The sequence below is a fragment of the Parabacteroides distasonis ATCC 8503 genome, from assembly GCF_000012845.1.
GTDB classification, from domain to species: Bacteria; Bacteroidota; Bacteroidia; order Bacteroidales; family Tannerellaceae; genus Parabacteroides; species Parabacteroides distasonis.
Window position 1 is genome coordinate 3,461,355 of record NC_009615.1, and the last position, 18,955, is coordinate 3,480,309.

An 18,955-nucleotide genomic window follows, 5' to 3' on the forward strand; every position below is an offset into this window, starting at 1 on the left:
TATGAGAAACATGAAAATAATAACCTGTTTACTAACAATCACTTCCTTGGTTTTTACCGCTTGTGGAGGAGGAAGTAATGATATAGAGAAAGCGAAAAGCGTAGCGACCACGGAACATTTAAAGCGATACACCGAGGCCATCTCGCATGACTCCTGCCAAGGCCGTAAACCATTCTCGGAAGGGGCCGACCGTGCGGTGAACTATATCGCTCACCAAATGAAAGAGGTTGGGCTGAAACCCATCAACGGCGATTCTTATTTCCAACAGGTTAATATCATATCCTCACGCACACGATGCCCGGACCCGATGGTCCTAAAGACCCCGAAAGGGAAAATCCCCTTAGATTGGTTGGAAGGTTACACCGCTTTCTCCGCACGGATCGAGCCGGAGATCGATATAGACAACGCGGAACTGGTATTCGCCGGCTATGGGATCGTAGCCCCCGAGTATGGGAAAAATGATTTCGAGGGAATCGAGAACCCGCAGGATAAAGTAGCGGTCGTTATCGTAAATGACCCGGGACTCGGAAGCGACAACACGGATTATTTTAACGGTGATATCATGACCTATTACGGTCGTTGGATGTATAAATTCGAGGAGGGCGCCCGACAGGGATTAAAAGGAGTTTTGATCATCCATGAAGACCGGGGAGCGGGCTATCCTTGGTCGGTCGTACGAGCTTCCGCCCAATCTAAGATGTATGTGGACAGCGATAGCGATGCCTATCATTGCCCGCTAAACGGCTGGATCCAATTCAATGCCGCCAAGCAATTGCTGGCCGATAATGGCTACGACATTGACCAACTAATCGAGCAATCTAAATCGCCAGACTTCAAGCCCATCTCCTTGAAATCTACGGTAACCGTCTCGATGAGGAACACCTTCGACCGCCAGCAAAGCCCCAACGTAATCGGTTATATTCCCGGTAGCGGGAACACGGATGAGAGTGTTATTTATCTAGGCCATTGGGACCATCTAGGCTATGGAGCACCGATCAACGGCGACAGTATCATCAACGGCGCTACCGATAACGCCGTAGCCATCGCATGGATGCTCGAGATGGCACGTTGTTTCAATGTCTTGAAAGAGAAACCCCGCCGGAATATCGTCTTCCTCTCCCCTACTTGCGAGGAGACCGGATTCCTCGGTACGAAATACTATGTGGAGCACCCGTTGTTCCCGATTGATAAGATAGCCGCCGTAATCAATCTGGATGTCTTCCCGCTATGGGGCGAGAACAACGATGTCACGATCACCGGATACGGCAACTCCGAGCTGGATGATACCCTAGCCGAGCTAGCGAAGAAATACAACCGTTACATCATGCCCGACCCCGACGCTTATAACGGGATGTTCTATCGCTCCGACCATTTCCCTTTCGTACAAAAAGGCATCCCGGCCATGTTCGCCAAAGGTTGGAACGACAACCGCAAACAGGGTAAGGAGTGGGCCAAAGAGCATATCGCACATTATTGGGCGGAAACTTACCACAAACCGACCGACCAGACCCATCCCGACACGGATGATTACAGTGGTCTGTTACAAGAAGTACAATTATTCTTCGACCTCGGTTATAAACTGGCACAAGATACCGGATACCCGAAATGGAAGCCGAAGTCCGAATTCGCAAACGTCTTAAAAAGATAAATTGTCTGAAATAGATGATGCCAATATCAGTAAATATAAATACTTTCGCGATCGTTATTCAGGCAGGAATGCCGTAAAACAATCAATCAACAATATGGTAAACGAAAATATCACCTCTTTATTGGAGCAGGAAGCGGAAGCGGTTCGCAACATACCCGTTACACCCGGATATGAGGAAGCGGTATCGCTTATAGTGAAACATGTACACGACCTAGGTGGAAAACTGATCATGAGTGGAATGGGTAAAGCCGGGCAAATCGCCTTGAATATCGCTACCACCTTTAGCTCGACCGGTACACCTGCTTTTTTCTTACATCCCAGCGAGGCACAACACGGAGATCTGGGAATCGTATGCAAGAACGATATCATGTTATTGATCTCCAACTCAGGAAAGACACGTGAACTGGTGGAATTGGTAGATCTCACGAGGGGTTTGGTGCCAGACATGAAATTTATCGTTATCACCAGTAACCCGGATAGTCCTCTAGCCGCCGAGGCGAACGTATGCCTGTTGACCGGCGCTCCCAAGGAAGTTTGCCCGTTAGGCCTTACGCCGACTACCTCCACGACCGTCATGACGGTAATAGGCGATATCCTCGTGGTCGGAACCATGAAGCGTATCCATTTCACCAACAAGGATTACGCCAAGCGCCATCACGGGGGCTACTTAGGCTCCAAGAGCCGTGAGCTAAGCAAGAACGAATAACAAACCAGTATATAGTCATGAGAAAAGTCTTTGGTATAGGAGAAACCATCCTCGATATCATTTTCAGGAACGACCAACCACAGAAGGCCGTTCCCGGTGGCTCCGTCTTCAACGGATTGATATCATTAGGTCGATTGAATGTCCCCGTATCCTTTATCAGCGAGCTGGGCAACGACCGGGTTGGCGACATGATTCGGGATTTCATGGAAGATAACCACATCACGACCGAGTTCGTAGACCGTTTCCCCGATGGGAAAAGTCCTATATCACTCGCTTTTCTGGACGACGATAAGAACGCTAATTATATCTTCTACAAGGATTACCCGGCGCAACGGCTGGAGGTGCCCCTGCCTAAGATCGAGAAAGACGATATTTTCGTGTTTGGCTCTTATTATTCCCTGAACCCGGTCTTGCGGACTCGTATGGTAGAATTTCTGCAATACGCCCAAGAACGGAAAGCGATCATCTATTACGATCCCAATTTCCGCAAGGCACACGCTCATGAGGCGATCCGCCTCATGCCTACCGTACTGGAAAATCTGGAATTCGCCGACATCGTCCGGGGCTCGGACGAGGACTTCCAGAACCTTTATGGCAAGAGCGACGCACAGGAGGTTTACAAAGAGCATATTCAGTTTTATTGTGATCGTTTCTTAACAACTCACGGGGCAAACGGAGTCAATCTCCACACCCGTAATTTCACACGACATTTCGATTCCCCGCAAATCCAGCCGCTTAGTACCATCGGCGCCGGCGACAATTTTAACGCGGGTATTATCTACGGACTTCTAAAGTATGACGTACGCCATGCCGACCTTCCCTCTCTGGATCAGGATACTTGGGGAAAAATCATCCGCTGCGGAATGGACCTCGCCTCCGAGGTTTGCCAAAGCTATGATAATTATATATCCAAGGAGTTCGCGGCGAAGTATGTTAGTCAGTCTTAAATATCATTAATGAAGAAGCGGGAAAAACTTGTTTTACTATCTTTGTAAGGAAAGCTTATTATCATAGAAGACAATGTTAGGAAAGATTCTCTCTCTATTCGCCAGTGTGATCCTGTTAGTGGGTTGTTCCTCTAACGCACCCGACATACGAGCTATTTGCCTACGTGATGACATCGGAAATTACGTGATAAAATGGGAAACCGATCCGGTAATGGAGGGGATTGTCAAGATGACCGTGTCCGACAACCCGGATCTTTTCACCAACGAGTCCCCGATCATTTACGCCAACATCAAGGATGGCGTAGCTACTTACATCACGAACGATAATATATCACGTAAGTATTTCCGCCTTTCTTTTAATGATAAATACCCACGGATCATCGGGGCACGCTCGGCGGTTATGGATAGCGTACAGAATTTCCGGGATCTAGGCGGTTATACCTCTACAAACGGGAAGACGGTGAAATGGGGCAAGGTATTTCGCTCCGGCGAGTTAAGCAGCTTGAGCGAATGGGACTCCATCCGATTGGATAATCTAGGGATCAAGACCATCATCGACCTCCGTACGAACCAAGAAACCCTCACCGCCCCTATCAAATATACGAAAGCAAATATCCTGCAAATCCCCATCTCGGTCGGCAAGATCGCCGATGCCCCCCAACGTGTTATCGAGGGACGAATGCGGAAAGGAGACGCCGGGGTATATATGGAAGACGAGTACCTGCAATTCGTGACAGATAATACCGATCAGTTCGCCAAGGTACTGGAACAGTTCCAGAACGAGGATAATTACCCCATTCTCATCAGTTGTTCCTACGGAAAGGATCGTACCGGGTTTCTCACCGCCATGTTACTCGCCGCCTTGGATATTCCCCGGGACGCCATCATGGAAGACTACTTGACATCCAATCAATATATCGATACGAGTCATTTAGCTGATATCGTGAAACATCTCTCCACAGACGCCCAAGAAAGCATTACGGTCTTCCTTACGGCCAACGAGGGGCTCATGGACCTAGCTTTCCATAAAATCAAGAAAGAGTACGGTTCCACCGAGAAATATTTGTCGAAAGGATTACGTCTTACTGATAAGAAACGTGAAAGGCTCAAGGACATATTACTTTATTAAGAAAAAGAGCCACCCGGAAAAGATTCACTTACCCGATGGCTCTCGGTAATTCTCCACGTTTATGCCTGTTCTATTTGATAATTAATTGTTGAGTCAGCTTCTTGCCGTTCACAAAAACCAGCACAAAATACCTTCCACTTCTCAATTCCGATACAGGGATTTCAACTATAGGACGATCGAAAGTAAATTGTTTCAACAAGCTTGTTTCCGACCAGATTTGTACTTCATACTCACCTCCATTTTCTGTCGTAAACATAGGTTCCATACGTGGACTAGGCGTATTTACATCATTTAGAGTTAACGTTACTAGGCTGGTGGCAGGGTTCGGTGTCAAAGAAAAGCTATAATTTGAGGAGCAATCCACAGCCTCTACCTCACCAGTAGTTACCCAATCTCCATTCTTGCATCCCAACAAACGAGCTTCCATTGTATACCAACCCGGAGAGAGCATATTAGTCAGATCATTATCACCTTTCGAGGCGGTCCTCGTCATAACCACATTCAACCCCGGATATCTCAGCAACCGAACCTCATAAGAACTCAAATTATAATCAGACTCGATGGTGAAGATATTTCCGGAATGGCTCGTACACCATGTATCGTTTCCATTCACAGTGTTCCGATAGGTGATCATACAAGAGGTATAGCCTCCACTAATTACTTTCCGCTCTTGATTGTGGCTTTCAATACGGCAGGTCCGTTACCGGTAGAAGAGACCGTACAAGAAGTATTGCTTTGCGAGGTTATTCGCAAAGGCCCCGTGCATGACCAAGTAACTGTGGAGTTTGGATAACTTACAGAGAATGTTGAAGAAGAACAGACTTGGTCTGAACCACCGGTGATGGATATGGGATAGTAAGGAAGGAGGAAGTCGAGGAAGGAGGAAGATCGAACATACGCACAATAAGCTCTCTGAGTACTAGGATTTCCATGTACAGTTCCAATTACAACATGTCTCTGTAAAGAAGAATCCCAAATTGTCAATGCTCCACCACTATCACCTTTAGAAGGACTATGCTTACCATCATATGTAATAACAAAACTATTAGCAGCTCCTATAGTAGAATTTGAAACAATAGGAAGATCTACCTTTTTTAAATCATCTGACATTTTCCATTCTTTAAAAGGATCATCAATCACAAGAAAAGTAATCCCCCAACCTGTAACTCGAAGTATATTTCCTACATTATAATAAGAAGCCTTATTAGCTGAAAGAATATCTATAGCTTTTACATTTGTAGAATAAGACAAAGGCCTAGACAATATTAATAAAGCAATATCCAAAGAAGGGTGATAAACAATATTTGAAACAGAATACCAATTCGCACCAATATTTGAATATTTAGAACTACCAACTCCCACTTTAACCTCTTTTGCAGTATATTTTTCCACCACATGAGCAGCTGTTAAAATCAAGTTTGGAGCCAATATAGACCCTCCTCCGTTAAAAACACCTTTCGTTTGAATCGCAACCTGCCAAGGAACCTCTGATATATTGATATTAGATCCCTCCACTATTCGCTGTTGAGCATTTACAGGATAAAACAATATACCCAATAAAACACTAATAATTAAAAAAGTTTTTTCATAATACAATCATATTAAAAAGTTTATTCATTCAATTCTCGAACAGAAAGTACAGAAATATCAATTACTGAGGAATCCGATTTACACAATGGATATCTCTTTCTATCCCCAAAACAAAAGCCTACTTCTAAACGTTTTCCGTAGTGATTTTTATAAGGTATAACTATCTCATCATCACAATAAACTAAAGAATCCTCTAGAATAAGGAATATTCCCTCTGCCTCACAATTTACATTTGTAATAGTAACCTTTCTAATGTGTGGCCAACCAACACAATCAAACTCATCTGCATCAAAGACACTTTGTGTTTTCTCTTCCTTGCATCCCGGCAACAGGAAAAGTAAACTCAAAAAAGCAATAATCATTCTTTCTTTTTTCATAAGCTCTCTATTTTAGATTTATAAACGGTAACAAATCACAGTGCTTGATTCCTCCATCATGGCAACAAGCAGGTTCATCGGGCAAGACAGGCTCAAGACGGCCTTAATATATACAACAAAAAGTCTTTTAACTTTTCATTTATCTTAATCCATAGAAAATCTCCGTTCAGACCGTTTCTAACAAACTGTCACTTTTTGACACATTGTAATCTAAAGCCTCAGAGAATCGAATATTCCGGGACTTAGTACGGCTCGCTCGCAAATAAGGAAGAAATATTTCGCAATCAGCTATTGATTAACAAGATACCGAAAAACGGTCTTTCGCCACCTATCACACTTGGAAAAGGCACTATTTTCCCCCAAAGCACCACTTTATCCCCTTACCCTCCGGCTATATCATAGTATCAAGAAAAAGGACATGTCACGATATACGCCCTATTTCTATCAGAAAGATCAGACAAGAGCTGTTTCGCTAACAAATAAACGACACGGTTCGCATGCGACCGAGGTGCCCACCCTCTCCCAATAGGTAAAAACCATCCGTGGTTCGCTGATTTTTAGCGAATTTAGCATAACAATCCTATAGAATCCGAATTATTTACGTACCTTTGCGGCCACTGAATATTATCATATATACACAATCGCATTTTGAAAACATTTGAAGAATTAGGAGTTGCCGCACCGATATTAAAGGCAATCCAAGAGATGGGCTACGAATCGCCCATGCCCGTACAGGAAGAAGTGATTCCTTTCTTACTGGGAGAAGATAACGACGTAATCGCATTGGCACAAACAGGAACCGGCAAGACAGCCGCTTACGGCCTGCCGATCCTGCAAAAGATCAATGTCTCTCAATATCAGCCTCAAGCGCTTATCCTTTGTCCGACACGCGAGCTTTGCCTACAGATAGCGGACGATTTGAACGATTATTCTAAATACATCGATAACCTGAAGGTTCTCCCTGTATACGGAGGTTCCAGTATAGAGAGCCAGATCAAGACACTGAAGAGAGGCGTACACGTGGTAGTGGCTACCCCGGGACGTTTGATCGACTTGATGAACCGCAAGACGGTTGACTTAAGCAACGTAAAGAACGTCATTCTTGATGAGGCGGACGAGATGTTGAACATGGGTTTCACCGACAGTATCAACGAGATCTTGGCGGCTATACCGGAAAACCGCAATATGCTGCTCTTCTCCGCTACCATGCCGAAAGAGATTGCCTCTATCACCAAGAAATACATGAAGGACCCGAAAGAGATCGTCATTGGCAGGAAGAACGAGGGAAACAAGAATATCCGCGATATCTATTACATGGTTCGTGCGCAGGATAAATATCTCGCGTTGAAACGTCTAGCCGATTATTACCCGAACATCTACGGTATCATCTTCTGCCGTACCCGTAAGGAGACACAGGAGATCGCCGATAAATTGATTCAAGACGGCTATAACGCCGACTCCTTGCACGGCGAGCTGAGCCAAGCGCAACGTGATTACGTGATGCAGAAGTTCCGTATCAAGAATATCCAGTTATTGGTCGCTACGGACGTAGCCGCACGTGGTTTGGACGTGGATGACTTAACCCATGTAATCAATTACGGTCTGCCGGATGAGGTAGAATCTTATACCCACCGCCGCGGACGTACGGGCCGTGCGGGAAAAACGGGTATCGCTATCTCTATCTGCCACGTAAGGGAAAAAGGCAAGATCCGCGAGATCGAACGAATCATTAACAAGAAATTCGATAAAGGCAAGATGCCTACCGGTGAGCAAATCTGTGAGAAGCAATTGTTCAACTTGGTGGACCAGATCGAGAAAGTGAAAGTGAACGAGGAGGAAATCGCTAGTTTGATGCCTTCTATCTACCGTAAATTGGAATGGCTGGATAAGGAAGATATCATCAAGCGTGTCGTATCCTTGGAGTTCAACCGGATGATCGACTATTATAAAGATAACGATGATATCGAGGTTGTAGACGAGAGCGCCCCAAGAGAAAGAGGCAAACGTGGTGGTAGAGGCGAAGCGGAAGAAGGCTACACCCGTTTCTTTATCAACTTTGGAAAGACAGACGAGCTTACACCTCCTCAACTTATAGAGTTGGTTAATAAGTGTGTACCGGGTAAGGTTCGTATCGGTCGTATCGACTTACGTGATAATTTCTCATTCTTCGAGGTAGAAGAGGGAGAAGCCAACCGTGTCATGGACTCGATGAACGGCTTCGAGGTAGACGGACGACGTATCTCCGTAGAACCGGCGCAAGCGAAAGGCGAAGGTGGTAAAGGCAGTCGTGGTAGCCGTGGAGGTAGCCGTAGCGGAAACGGTTTCAGAGACCGACGGGATAGCGGTAGAAAAGGCAGAGATAGCCGTCGGGAAAGCGACCGTGGAGACCGTGGCGGTAGACGTTCCGGCCGTGGCGATGACAAACCGAAGCGTAAATTCTATGAGGACGCTCCTCGTGGAAAGAAAAAACGCAGTAAATAAAAATAGATATTCATAACCCTTCCTAATGAGCTCGGCATCGAACCGGGCTCATTTTTTAATTAAGGTTATAAAGGTCTTAAATTATGCGTACCTACAAAGTTTGTGGTACTTAATTCCTTATTTTTGCCAAAACTGGAAAAAGTCCTGAAGACATGCAAACAGAACTAGTACGTCAGCTAACCATAGAAGATTTATCGCAAAACGCTGTGCTTGACTATATTGATGGAGATATAGCATTTGCCAATCGCCTCCGCCTTCCTCATGTGCCCCATGCCAAGCCTGTCAAGATTGACGCATTAAAATTGTTGATATGCACAAAAGGCACATTGCAAGTAGACGTGAATACCAAGACACGGATAATCCGAGCCAACGAAGTTCTGTGTTGCCTTCCTCTGACCGTACTTCGCAATGCTATCGGTAGTGATGATTTGGAATGCAAGGGGATCGCTATCTCCATGAATATAGTCAGGAGATTAGTCAGCTTGGGTGGTGGCACACGAGACAAGTTTTTTTATCTCGAACAAAACCCAGTCCTGCCAATAGGACAAAAGGGAGCACAAATCTTCGAATTATATCATAAATTAATTGGTTCCAGGATAAAAGCAACAGACAATCCTTATCAGAAAGGGATCATGTCTGCCCTTATCAGCGCTATATTCTATGAGTTGCTAGGTAATTTGGATACATATTGTATATCCAGAAACAACACGATGTTCAAGCAAGGCGATCTTTTATTCAATCGATTTATAGAATTACTATCTAAATCAAAAGTAAAAGTACGCTCCGTCTCTTTCTATGCGGATAAGCTCTTTATCACTACCAAGTATCTCTCGGTGATATGTAAACAGGTATGTGGAAAGACAGCTTTCGATATCATTAATGAATTTATCATAGAGGATATCACCGAGCTACTTAAATACTCTGAAAAATCCATTAAGGAAATAGCCAATTATTTGGAGTTTCCCAATCTCTCATATTTCGGGAAATACGTGAAGGCACACACGGGTATGTCGCCTACCCAATACAGAAAGCATCTTATAAATAAGCTATAAAAGCATCTCATACTTTCTTTTTGAGAAACCATACTACAAGATATTACAATCAGAACACTTCACCAGCACATTTGGTATATAAAAATGAGCTATCTCCTTTTAACTTTGCGCGGAATTTTAAAAGGATATACAAATGGTTATGAGTTCAAAATGGATGAGACTAATAGGATTAGTCGGTTTTACGGCAGTATTGGTGTCTTGCAAACAAACACCTCAAGCTCCAATGAATGCCAATTATGCAACAATGAAAATAACAGTAAGTGACAAGAAATTCTCTACCTCTTATTCAGCCACGATCCGTGGACGGCAGGATATCGATATTTATCCACAGGTATCCGGAACTATCGAGCGCCTTTGCGTAACAGAAGGTGAGAAAGTCCGGAAAGGACAAATTCTTTTCGTCATAGACCAAGTACCCTACAAGGCAGCCTTGAATACGGCTATAGCCAACGTTAAATCAGCAAAGGCAGGCTTAGCCACGGCGGAATTAACCTACAACAGCAATAAAGAGCTATATGCCCAGAAAGTAGTATCAGAGTTCAGCCTAAAGACCTCCGAGAACAGTTATCTCACCGCACAAGCAGCTTTGGCACAAGCTGAGGCTCAAGAGACAAACGCCCGCAACAACCTCTCTTATACCGAAGTAAAAAGTCCGAGTGACGGAGTGGTAGGAGCGTTACCCTATCGGGTCGGAGCCTTAGTCAGCGCCAATATTCCACAGCCATTGACTACAGTATCCGACAACTCGAACATGTATGTGTATTTCTCTATGAATGAGAACCAGCTTTTATCCTTGACCCGTCAATATGGTTCCATGGATGACGCACTGAAGAACATGCCGGAAGTAGAACTTAGACTAAATGACAACTCCATCTACGAACATAAAGGAAAGATCGAGTCGATCAGCGGCGTGATCGATCGCCAGACCGGTACGGTAACCGTCCGTTCTGTCTTCCCAAACGAGGCACGCCTACTACATAGCGGAGCCTCTGGAGCGGTAATCATCCCCAGTACATATGAGAATTGTATCGTAATCCCACAGGAAGCGACAATACGTCTACAGGATAAAACAATGGTATATAAAGTAGTGGATGGCAAAGCAGTCTCATCCTTGATCACGGTAGCTGAATTGAACGATGGACGCGAGTATGTCGTATTAGACGGACTGAAAGCCGGTGAAGAAATCGTATCACAAGGAGCCGGATTGGTACGTGAGGGAACACAAGTTAAATGAAAAGAAATCAGTGCATTATGAAAGGGAATATATTTATCAAACGGCCTGTTATGGCTATATCCATTTCCATCCTGATCTTGGTAGTCGGGCTGATTTCGCTTTTCTCGTTACCTGTTGAGCAATATCCGAATATCGCTCCGCCAACAGTAAATGTATCAGCTACCTATACCGGCGCAGATGCCAACGCTGTGATGAACAGTGTCATCATGCCTTTGGAAGAAAGCATCAATGGTGTGGAAAATATGATGTACATCACTTCTACCGCTACAAACGCAGGGACTGCAACTATCGAGGTATTCTTCAAACAGGGAACTGATCCCGACATGGCAGCGGTTAATGTGCAGAACCGAGTCTCTAAGGCACAAGGCTTACTACCGGCCGAGGTAACCAAGATTGGTGTCTCCACTCAAAAACGCCAGACGAGTTTCTTACAGATCGACGCATTAGTCTGTGATGATGGTCGCTACGACCAAACATTCCTTGCCAACTACTTGGACATTAACATTATTCCACAAATCAAACGTATCGAAGGTGTGGGAGATGTGATGATGTTAGGTGATGCTTACAGTATGCGTATTTGGCTCAAGCCGGATCGTATGGCTCAATATGGATTGGTACCATCAGACGTAACTGCCGTACTAGGCGAACAGAACCTGGAAGCTCCAACAGGCCAATTAGGCGAGAACTCACAAAACGTATTCCAATACACGATGAAATACCGCGGACGCCTAAAAGATGTCAACGAATTTAAGGAGATCGTCATCCGATCACAAAATGATGGATCAGTCCTACGGCTAAAGGATATCGCAGATGTAGAGCTCGGAACTTTGACTTATGGATTCGATAATAAAATGGATGGTAAAGCAGCCGTAACCTTCTTGATTTTCCAGACCGCAGGCTCTAACGCTACCGCCGTGAACGAACAGATCACCAACTTGCTGAACGAACTTGAGCAGGATCTGCCGAAAGGAACTTCTTTCATGACTATGATGAGTTCCAATGACTTCCTCTTCGCCTCTATCTATAATGTGGTGGAGACCCTAATCGTCGCAATCATTCTCGTGATCTTAGTGGTTTACTTCTTCTTGCAGGATTTCAAGAGTACGTTAATTCCCTCTATCTCGATCATTGTCTCATTGGTCGGAACCTTCGCTTGCTTGGTTGCGGCAGGATTTAGTATCAACATCTTGACTCTTTTTGCGTTGGTATTGGCTATTGGTACGGTGGTGGATGATGCGATCGTCGTAGTAGAAGCGGTACAGGCGAAATTCGACGTCGGCTATAAGTCGCCCTATCAAGCGACTAAAGATGCCATGGGCGATGTTACCATGGCGATCATTTCTTGTACCTGCGTATTTATGGCAGTGTTCATCCCTGTAACTTTCATGGGAGGTACATCCGGAATTTTCTATACTCAGTTTGGTGTGACCATGGCAACTTCCGTTGGTATCTCCATGATCTCGGCTTTGACACTTTGCCCGGCGCTTTGCGCTATTATGATGCGTCCATCCGATGGCAACAAGAGTACCAAGAGTATCAACGGCCGTGTACGTGCCGCTTATAACGCCTCGTTCAACGCTGTGCTAGAAAAATATAAGAAAGGCGTGATGTTTTTCATCCACCATCGTTGGATGGTATGGGTATCATTAATCGCTACGCTTGTGCTGTTGGTCTGGATGATGATGACCACAAAAACCAGTTTGGTCCCTCAAGAAGACCAAGGTGCGATCATGGTAAACATGTCCATCGCTCCGGGTAGCACGCTAGAAGAAAACAAGCTAATAATGGCCAAAATAGAAAAAATCCTGGAAAGTACGCCAGAGATCGAGCATTATGCCCGCATTGCCGGTTATGGGCTTATCTCCGGACAAGGAGCCTCTTACGGTTCGGTTATCATCCGACTGAAAGACTGGGATGAGCGTAAGGGAAAAGAGCACACCGCCGATGCGGTGATTGCCCGGCTCAACGCACAATTCCATCAAATCAAGGAAGCACAGATCTTTAGTTTCCAAACTAGTATGATCCCGGGTTACGGCATGGGTAACTCCATTGAGTTGAACATGCAGGACAAGACCGGAGGCGATAAGACGATTTTCTATAACTCAGTATTACAATTCCTCGGAGCCTTGAACCAACGCCCGGAAATAGCGATGGCCTATAGCTCTTACGCCATGAACTTCCCGCAGATCTCTGTAGATGTAGATGCCGCCAAATGTAAACGAGCCGGTATCTCGCCCGCTTCCGTATTGGATGTTCTCGGTAGCTATTGCGGTGGTGCCTATATTTCCAACTATAACCAATTCGGTAAAGTGTATCGCGTGATGTTGCAAGCCTCTCCTGAATATCGTCTCGATGAGCAAGCATTAGACAATATGTTCGTACGCAACGGGACGGAGATGGCTCCTATCAGTCAGTTCGTCACTCTTAAGAGGATTATGGGATCAGAAGTGGAGAACCGCTTCAACCTATTCAGTGCCATTACCGTAAACGTGAACCCAGCTCCGGGTTACTCAACGGGAGAGGTGCAGCAAGTAATCAAAGAAGTAGCCAACCAGAGCCTACCTGCCGGTTATGGCTACGAATATGGAGGTATATCGCGTGAAGAGGCAGCATCCGGAGGTACACAGACTATATTCATCTATGCGATCTGTATCCTGTTGATTTTCTTGATTCTCGCATGCCTATACGAAAGTTTCCTAATCCCGTTCGCTGTCATCTTTTCCGTACCTTTCGGATTGATGGGGTCATTCCTCTTCGCTAAGTTATTCGGATTGGAAAACAATATCTATCTACAAACCGGTGTAATTATGTTAATCGGCCTATTGGCAAAAACCGCCATTTTGATTACGGAATATGCCATCGAACGCCGTCGGAAGGGCATGGGTATTATCGAATCAGCCTACTCCGCCGCCCAAGTACGTCTGCGTCCTATCTTGATGACCGTATTGACGATGATCTTCGGTATGCTTCCGTTGATGTTTGCGAGTGGAGCCGGCGCCAACGGTAACTCCTCGTTGGGTACTGGTGTAGTCGGCGGTATGGCTATCGGTACATTGGCCTTGCTTTTCGTTGTACCAGTATTCTACATCGCTTTCGAGTTCTTACAAGAGAAGATCCGCAAGCCGATGGAAGTAGAGGCAGACCTACAGGTATTGCAAGAGCAAGAAAAGAGCGCAAACGAACGCGAGAATCATAAATAAATCGGGAGAATCCCATTAATTACAATTATAGAAAAAGAATGAAACGACATATCATCACACTAGCTGTATCATGCGTTATGTTAAACAGCTGTGGTATATATACAAAATACAAACCGGCTTCTGAGGTTTCCGCAGATCTGTACGGCTCAGAGGCCACCGCTCAAACGGATACTGTATCCTTGGGAGACATGAGCTGGCGGGAGGTCTTCACCGACCCGCAGCTCCAAACACTCATTGAGCATGGCCTAGCAAACAACACAGACTATCGTTCCGCACAACTCCGTGTAGAGGAGGCTGAAGCAGCTTTACTGTCAGCCAAGCTAGCTTTCCTGCCTGCCTTCGCTTTCGCTCCTCAAGGAGCGGTGAGCAGTTTCGACTCCCATAAGGCTACACAGACTTATTCGATTCCGATAACAGCCAGTTGGGAACTGGATATATTTGGTAAAATGCGCAATGCCAAAAAGCAGGCGCAAGCTCTTTACGCACAAAGTCAAGATTATCGGCAAGCGGTACGTACACAGCTAATCGCCGGAATAGCTAATACTTATTATTCCCTGCTTATGCTGGATGCTCAGTTGAAGATCTCAGAGCAAACCGCTTCCTCCTGGAAAGAGACGGTCAATTCCACCCGTGCCTTAATGAATGCAGGCATAGTAAACGAAACAGCTGTTTCCCAAATGGAAGCTACGTACTACAGCATCTGTACATCCATCCTCGACCTGAAAGAACAAATCAATCAGGTAGAGAACAGCCTTGTATTGTTACTGGCTGATACACCTCATACCATACAAAGAGGTGAATTGGAAAACCAGCAACTGCCGAAACATTTCTCAGTAGGCATACCCGTCTATTTATTATCAAACCGCCCTGATGTAAGGGCAGCGGAACATGCTCTGGAAAGTGCATTTTACGCCACTAATCAAGCCCGTTCCGCTTTTTATCCCTCTATTACCCTAAGTGGTTCGGCCGGCTGGACTAACTCGGCAGGTGCAGTCATCACCAATCCGGGTAAGTTTCTGGCCTCGGCAGTAGGCTCACTCACCCAGCCACTTTTTGCCAGAGGACAACTTCTAGGACAACTGAAAATCACCAAAGCGCAACAAGAAGAGGCCCGGTTGAGTTTTGAGCAAGCTTTACTGAACGCAGGAACCGAGGTTAACGATGCTTTGGTGCAATATCATACAGCACGTGACAAGGCTGTGTACTTTGAAAAACAGATAGAGTCTCTCGAAAGAGCCTATAAAAGTACCTCCCTACTTATGCAGCACGGAACGACAACCTATCTAGAAGTACTCACAGCACAACAAGGATTATTAAATGCCCAACTAACCCAAGTGGCTAATCGTTTCACGGAAATCCAAGGGGTTATTAACCTCTATCAAGCCTTAGGCGGAGGACGTGAATAGGCCATTCGTTTTATTCATATTTGAAATAACCTATAGGATTGCCCAGAAAGTGATTTTAGGGCAATCCGCCTTTCTTAGCACGCTCTCACTTTCACCTAATATATAATTTCATGACTTTAGTAGACTTGTTCCGTCTTATACCATGCTTATAGTCGTATCGTATTCAAGAATTAACAAATAAATCGTATATTTACGGTCATAAAAATCTTCTCGGACAATTGATACAAACATTTAAAATACAAGAAAGATGAAAAAACTTTTTACCTATGTAATCATGCTTTACGCCAGCCTATCCGTTTCCGTGGCGCAACAGATCCAGTATCCGGAGCCGGTGTTAAACCCGGAGAGTTGTACGAGTATCATGGTCGGGAAAAAAGCCTCGGCGGATGGTTCCGTGATGACCAGCCACACCTGCGATAGCAATTACCGCACTTGGATGGATATCGTACCTTCCGCCTCGTACGATCACGATACGACAACCACGGTCTATACCGGACGTATGCATACCGAATACGCCGAGGGAACCCGGGGGATGATCGCAAAAGGAACGCTGCCCGAAGCGCGGTCTACGTATCAATTCCTCAACACCGCCTATCCCTGCCTCAACGAGAAGCAGTTGGGTATCGGCGAGACAACGATCACCGGCCGGAAAGCCCTTGTCAACAAGAAAGGTATGTTCATGATCGAGGAACTTCAGCGAATCGCCTTGCAACGTTGCACGACCGCCCGTGACGCGATCCGCTTAATGGGCGAGTTGATCGAGAAATACGGATATGGCGACTGGGGCGAGTGCCTTACGATAGCGGATCCGAAAGAGGTATGGCATTTCGAGGTCTTCGGCGAGGGTCCGGATAAGATCGGTGGCGTATGGGCGGCGATCCGCATCCCCGACGATCATGTGGGCGTATCGGCCAATATCCCCCGTATCTCCAAGGTAGATCCGAGCGACAAGGAGAATTGCATGGCTTCCGCCAACGTATTCGAGGTAGCCAAGCGCATGGGCTTCTGGGACGGGAAGAAACCGTTCCGCTTCTGGGAGGCCTATGGCGGCGGGAACTATTCGGGAGAATTGAAATCCTTCAGCATCCGCGAGTTTTTCATTTTGAATAAGCTGGCGCCATCCTTGCATCTTTCTTATGATGCCGAGGAACTTCCGATCAGCGTAAAACCGGAAAAACCGGTTGACGTGACCGACGTGATGGCCCTTCTCTCCGAGACGTATGAGGGGACGGAATATGATATGACGAAGAACCTGAAAGTCGCCGTCAAGAAAAAAGATAGTAACGAGACAGATACCATTATCAGCCCGGTAGCGAATCCGTGGATGACTACGGATATGGTAAACATGTTAAACGGACTCAGACCGGATGCCGTGAAACGCTACCGCCTTGTAGCCGTGCCGCAATGCTCCTACTCTACCGTGATCCAATTGCGTGACTGGCTGCCCGACGCGGTAGGCGGCGTGGTTTGGATGGCCTATGATAATCCCGGACAAAGCCCCCGCATCCCCATCTTCTGTGGGACGAAAGATCTCCCGGCTTGCTTCAAGGTTTGCGGACAGCACCGTTACCGGGAAGATGCCGCCGTATGGGCTTTCCGTCGTGCCAACAAACTCGCCACCGTACGTTGGGGAGCGACTAAAGATCGTATGAAAGCATCTATCGCCCATTTTACGGAGAAAGGGCAGACAGAACTTCCTTTCGTAGAGAGCCGTTACAAAGAGATTCTTACCCAACAAGGTGAGGAGGCCGCAAAAGAATACCTAACCGGATATACCGCCGATTTCGCCGGAGCCACGATGCTACGCTGGAGAGAAATGGGAGACTCATTCTGGACCCAATTCGAAAGAGGCTTCTAATCACCACATCCGATAGTAAAGACGAGGCACGCCCCGTCTCTACAATAATAATATAAACTTAAATTCATATACAATGAGAACATTCATTCTATCATGCGCCTTAGCGTTAGGTTCCTTGAGCACATTCGCCCAAGGCTACCAATTTACGGATGTAGTAAAGGTACCCGCCACGCCAGTCAAGAATCAAGCATCCACGGGAACCTGCTGGTGTTTCGCCACGACCTCTTTCATGGAGTCCGAATTACTCCGTATGGGAAAAGGGACGTACGATCTCTCCGAGATGTTTATCGTCCGCCAGAAATACATGAACCAGTTGCAGGATAATTATGTCCGCCAAGGTAGAGGTAATATCGGTCAAGGAAGTCTCTCCCACACCTTCATGAACGCTTTCAACCAAGTAGGTATCGTTCCTGAAGAGGTGTACTCGGGTATCAACTACGATTCCGACCGGCACAATCATGCCGAGATGGTAAAATACATCAAGGCAATCGCAACGACCGCCGTGGATATGAAAAAACGGAGCCCGGAATATTACAAACTAATCGATAACCTATTCGATACCTACCTAGGCAAGCTTCCGGAGAAATTCACCTATCAAGGCAAGGAATATACCCCGAAGACATTCGCCGCCTCCCTAGGGTTGAATATGGACGATTATATCGAGCTGACAAGCTTCACGCATCATCCGTATTACCAGAAATTCGAGGTAGAGGTTCCCGATAACTGGGAGCATGCGCAAATGTATAACCTACCATTGAATGAAATGATGGAAGTAGCGGATTATGCGTTGAATAACGGTTACACGGTATGCTGGGATGGCGACGTGAGCGAGAAAGGCTTCTCTTTCAAGAATGGCGTGGCGATCAACCCGGAGGTAAAGAAGGTGGAAGATTACTCGACTACCGACCGTGCCCGCTTCGAGAAAATGGACGAGAAGGAACGTCTGGAGGAAGTCTACAAATTCGAGAAACCTTTCCCGGAAGTAAACGTCACCCCGCAGGTCCGTCAAGAAGGCTTCGAGGCGTTCGTCACGACCGATGACCATTTGATGCACCTTACCGGCATCGCCAAGGATCAAAACGGCACGAAATATTATATCACGAAGAACTCTTGGGGAACCGAACGTAATACATTCGGCGGTTACCTCAACATGTCAGATAGCTTTGTCCGTGCCAAGACGATTTACATCATGGTGCATAAGGACGCAATACCGAAAGCAATCAAGTCTAAATTAGGCATTTAGTACAATGCCCATCGTAAGGCGCTTACAATAGGCATTCAAAGCACCTTACGATGGGCATTATAAGCTCCTTAGAATGGGCATCCG

General features: G+C 45.9%; 14 protein-coding genes. 11 read left to right on the plus strand and 3 right to left on the minus strand.

Annotation, left to right across the window (positions count from 1 at the left end; translation table 11 throughout):
• The first annotated feature begins 1 nt into the window (after nt 1).
• From BDI_RS14485 to BDI_RS14500, 4 genes are all read left to right on the plus strand, one after another.
• The gene (locus tag BDI_RS14485) at nt 2-1,648 is read left to right on the plus strand and encodes a M28 family peptidase (RefSeq protein WP_011967060.1); all 1,647 of its coding nucleotides are present in this window, start codon (nt 2-4) and stop codon (nt 1,646-1,648) included.
• A gap of 94 nt (nt 1,649-1,742) precedes the next feature.
• Nucleotides 1,743-2,354, plus strand: a complete 612-nt coding sequence (locus BDI_RS14490) for an SIS domain-containing protein (protein WP_005860581.1) — start codon at nt 1,743-1,745, stop codon at nt 2,352-2,354.
• Nucleotides 2,355-2,371: 17 nt separating this feature from the next.
• Nucleotides 2,372-3,301, plus strand: coding sequence for a carbohydrate kinase family protein (locus BDI_RS14495; RefSeq protein WP_005860579.1), 930 nt, complete (start codon nt 2,372-2,374; stop codon nt 3,299-3,301).
• A gap of 73 nt (nt 3,302-3,374) precedes the next feature.
• Nucleotides 3,375-4,430 (plus strand): tyrosine-protein phosphatase, encoded by a 1,056-nt coding sequence (locus BDI_RS14500; protein ID WP_005860577.1) that lies wholly within the window; start codon nt 3,375-3,377, stop codon nt 4,428-4,430.
• 70 nt (nt 4,431-4,500) lie between these two features.
• Here BDI_RS14500 and BDI_RS14505 read toward each other — a convergent pair whose 3' ends face one another.
• From BDI_RS14505 to BDI_RS14515, 3 genes are read right to left on the minus strand one after another with little or no spacing between them, the layout of a single operon-like run.
• A complete protein-coding gene (locus tag BDI_RS14505) occupies nt 4,501-5,064 on the minus strand; it encodes a T9SS type A sorting domain-containing protein (protein WP_005860575.1) in 564 nt (187 codons plus the stop codon).
• A 23-nt stretch (nt 5,065-5,087) separates the two neighbouring features.
• Nucleotides 5,088-6,026 carry a S1 family peptidase gene (locus BDI_RS14510; RefSeq protein ID WP_005860573.1) on the minus strand — a complete coding sequence of 313 codons (939 nt, stop codon included), beginning with the start codon at nt 6,024-6,026 and terminating at the stop codon, nt 5,088-5,090.
• A 14-nt stretch (nt 6,027-6,040) separates the two neighbouring features.
• Entirely contained in the window at nt 6,041-6,397 is a 357-nt protein-coding gene (locus BDI_RS14515) for a hypothetical protein (protein ID WP_005860571.1), read from the minus strand.
• Nucleotides 6,398-7,102: 705 nt separating this feature from the next.
• Here BDI_RS14515 and BDI_RS14520 point away from each other — a divergent pair.
• From BDI_RS14520 to BDI_RS14550, 7 genes are all read left to right on the plus strand, one after another.
• Complete coding sequence (locus tag BDI_RS14520; protein WP_022191843.1) at nt 7,103-8,878, plus strand: DEAD/DEAH box helicase; 1,776 nt, start codon at nt 7,103-7,105, stop codon at nt 8,876-8,878.
• A gap of 152 nt (nt 8,879-9,030) precedes the next feature.
• Nucleotides 9,031-9,930, plus strand: a complete 900-nt coding sequence (locus tag BDI_RS14525) for a helix-turn-helix domain-containing protein (protein WP_005860567.1) — start codon at nt 9,031-9,033, stop codon at nt 9,928-9,930.
• A 133-nt stretch (nt 9,931-10,063) separates the two neighbouring features.
• Nucleotides 10,064-11,164 carry an efflux RND transporter periplasmic adaptor subunit gene (locus BDI_RS14530; protein WP_005860565.1) on the plus strand — a complete coding sequence of 367 codons (1,101 nt, stop codon included), beginning with the start codon at nt 10,064-10,066 and terminating at the stop codon, nt 11,162-11,164.
• 17 nt (nt 11,165-11,181) lie between these two features.
• Entirely contained in the window at nt 11,182-14,364 is a 3,183-nt protein-coding gene (locus BDI_RS14535; RefSeq protein WP_005860563.1) for an efflux RND transporter permease subunit, read from the plus strand.
• A gap of 38 nt (nt 14,365-14,402) precedes the next feature.
• Entirely contained in the window at nt 14,403-15,770 is a 1,368-nt protein-coding gene (locus tag BDI_RS14540) for a TolC family protein (protein ID WP_005860561.1), read from the plus strand.
• Nucleotides 15,771-16,017: 247 nt separating this feature from the next.
• Nucleotides 16,018-17,628 (plus strand): dipeptidase, encoded by a 1,611-nt coding sequence (locus BDI_RS14545; RefSeq protein WP_005860559.1) that lies wholly within the window; start codon nt 16,018-16,020, stop codon nt 17,626-17,628.
• Nucleotides 17,629-17,701: 73 nt separating this feature from the next.
• Entirely contained in the window at nt 17,702-18,871 is a 1,170-nt protein-coding gene (locus BDI_RS14550; RefSeq protein WP_005860557.1) for an aminopeptidase C, read from the plus strand.
• Nucleotides 18,872-18,955 lie beyond the last annotated feature (84 nt).

Coding starts and splice junctions, on each gene's coding strand:
- BDI_RS14485 (WP_011967060.1), top strand. CDS start 2: ATGAGAAACATGAAAATAATAACCTGTTTACTAACAATCACTTCCTTG.
- BDI_RS14490 (WP_005860581.1), top strand. CDS start 1,743: ATGGTAAACGAAAATATCACCTCTTTATTGGAGCAGGAAGCGGAAGCG.
- BDI_RS14495 (WP_005860579.1), top strand. CDS start 2,372: ATGAGAAAAGTCTTTGGTATAGGAGAAACCATCCTCGATATCATTTTC.
- BDI_RS14500 (WP_005860577.1), top strand. CDS start 3,375: ATGTTAGGAAAGATTCTCTCTCTATTCGCCAGTGTGATCCTGTTAGTG.
- BDI_RS14505 (WP_005860575.1), bottom strand. CDS start 5,064: ATGATCACCTATCGGAACACTGTGAATGGAAACGATACATGGTGTACG.
- BDI_RS14515 (WP_005860571.1), bottom strand. CDS start 6,397: ATGAAAAAAGAAAGAATGATTATTGCTTTTTTGAGTTTACTTTTCCTG.
- BDI_RS14520 (WP_022191843.1), top strand. CDS start 7,103: ATGGGCTACGAATCGCCCATGCCCGTACAGGAAGAAGTGATTCCTTTC.
- BDI_RS14525 (WP_005860567.1), top strand. CDS start 9,031: ATGCAAACAGAACTAGTACGTCAGCTAACCATAGAAGATTTATCGCAA.
- BDI_RS14530 (WP_005860565.1), top strand. CDS start 10,064: ATGGTTATGAGTTCAAAATGGATGAGACTAATAGGATTAGTCGGTTTT.
- BDI_RS14535 (WP_005860563.1), top strand. CDS start 11,182: ATGAAAGGGAATATATTTATCAAACGGCCTGTTATGGCTATATCCATT.
- BDI_RS14540 (WP_005860561.1), top strand. CDS start 14,403: ATGAAACGACATATCATCACACTAGCTGTATCATGCGTTATGTTAAAC.
- BDI_RS14545 (WP_005860559.1), top strand. CDS start 16,018: ATGAAAAAACTTTTTACCTATGTAATCATGCTTTACGCCAGCCTATCC.
- BDI_RS14550 (WP_005860557.1), top strand. CDS start 17,702: ATGAGAACATTCATTCTATCATGCGCCTTAGCGTTAGGTTCCTTGAGC.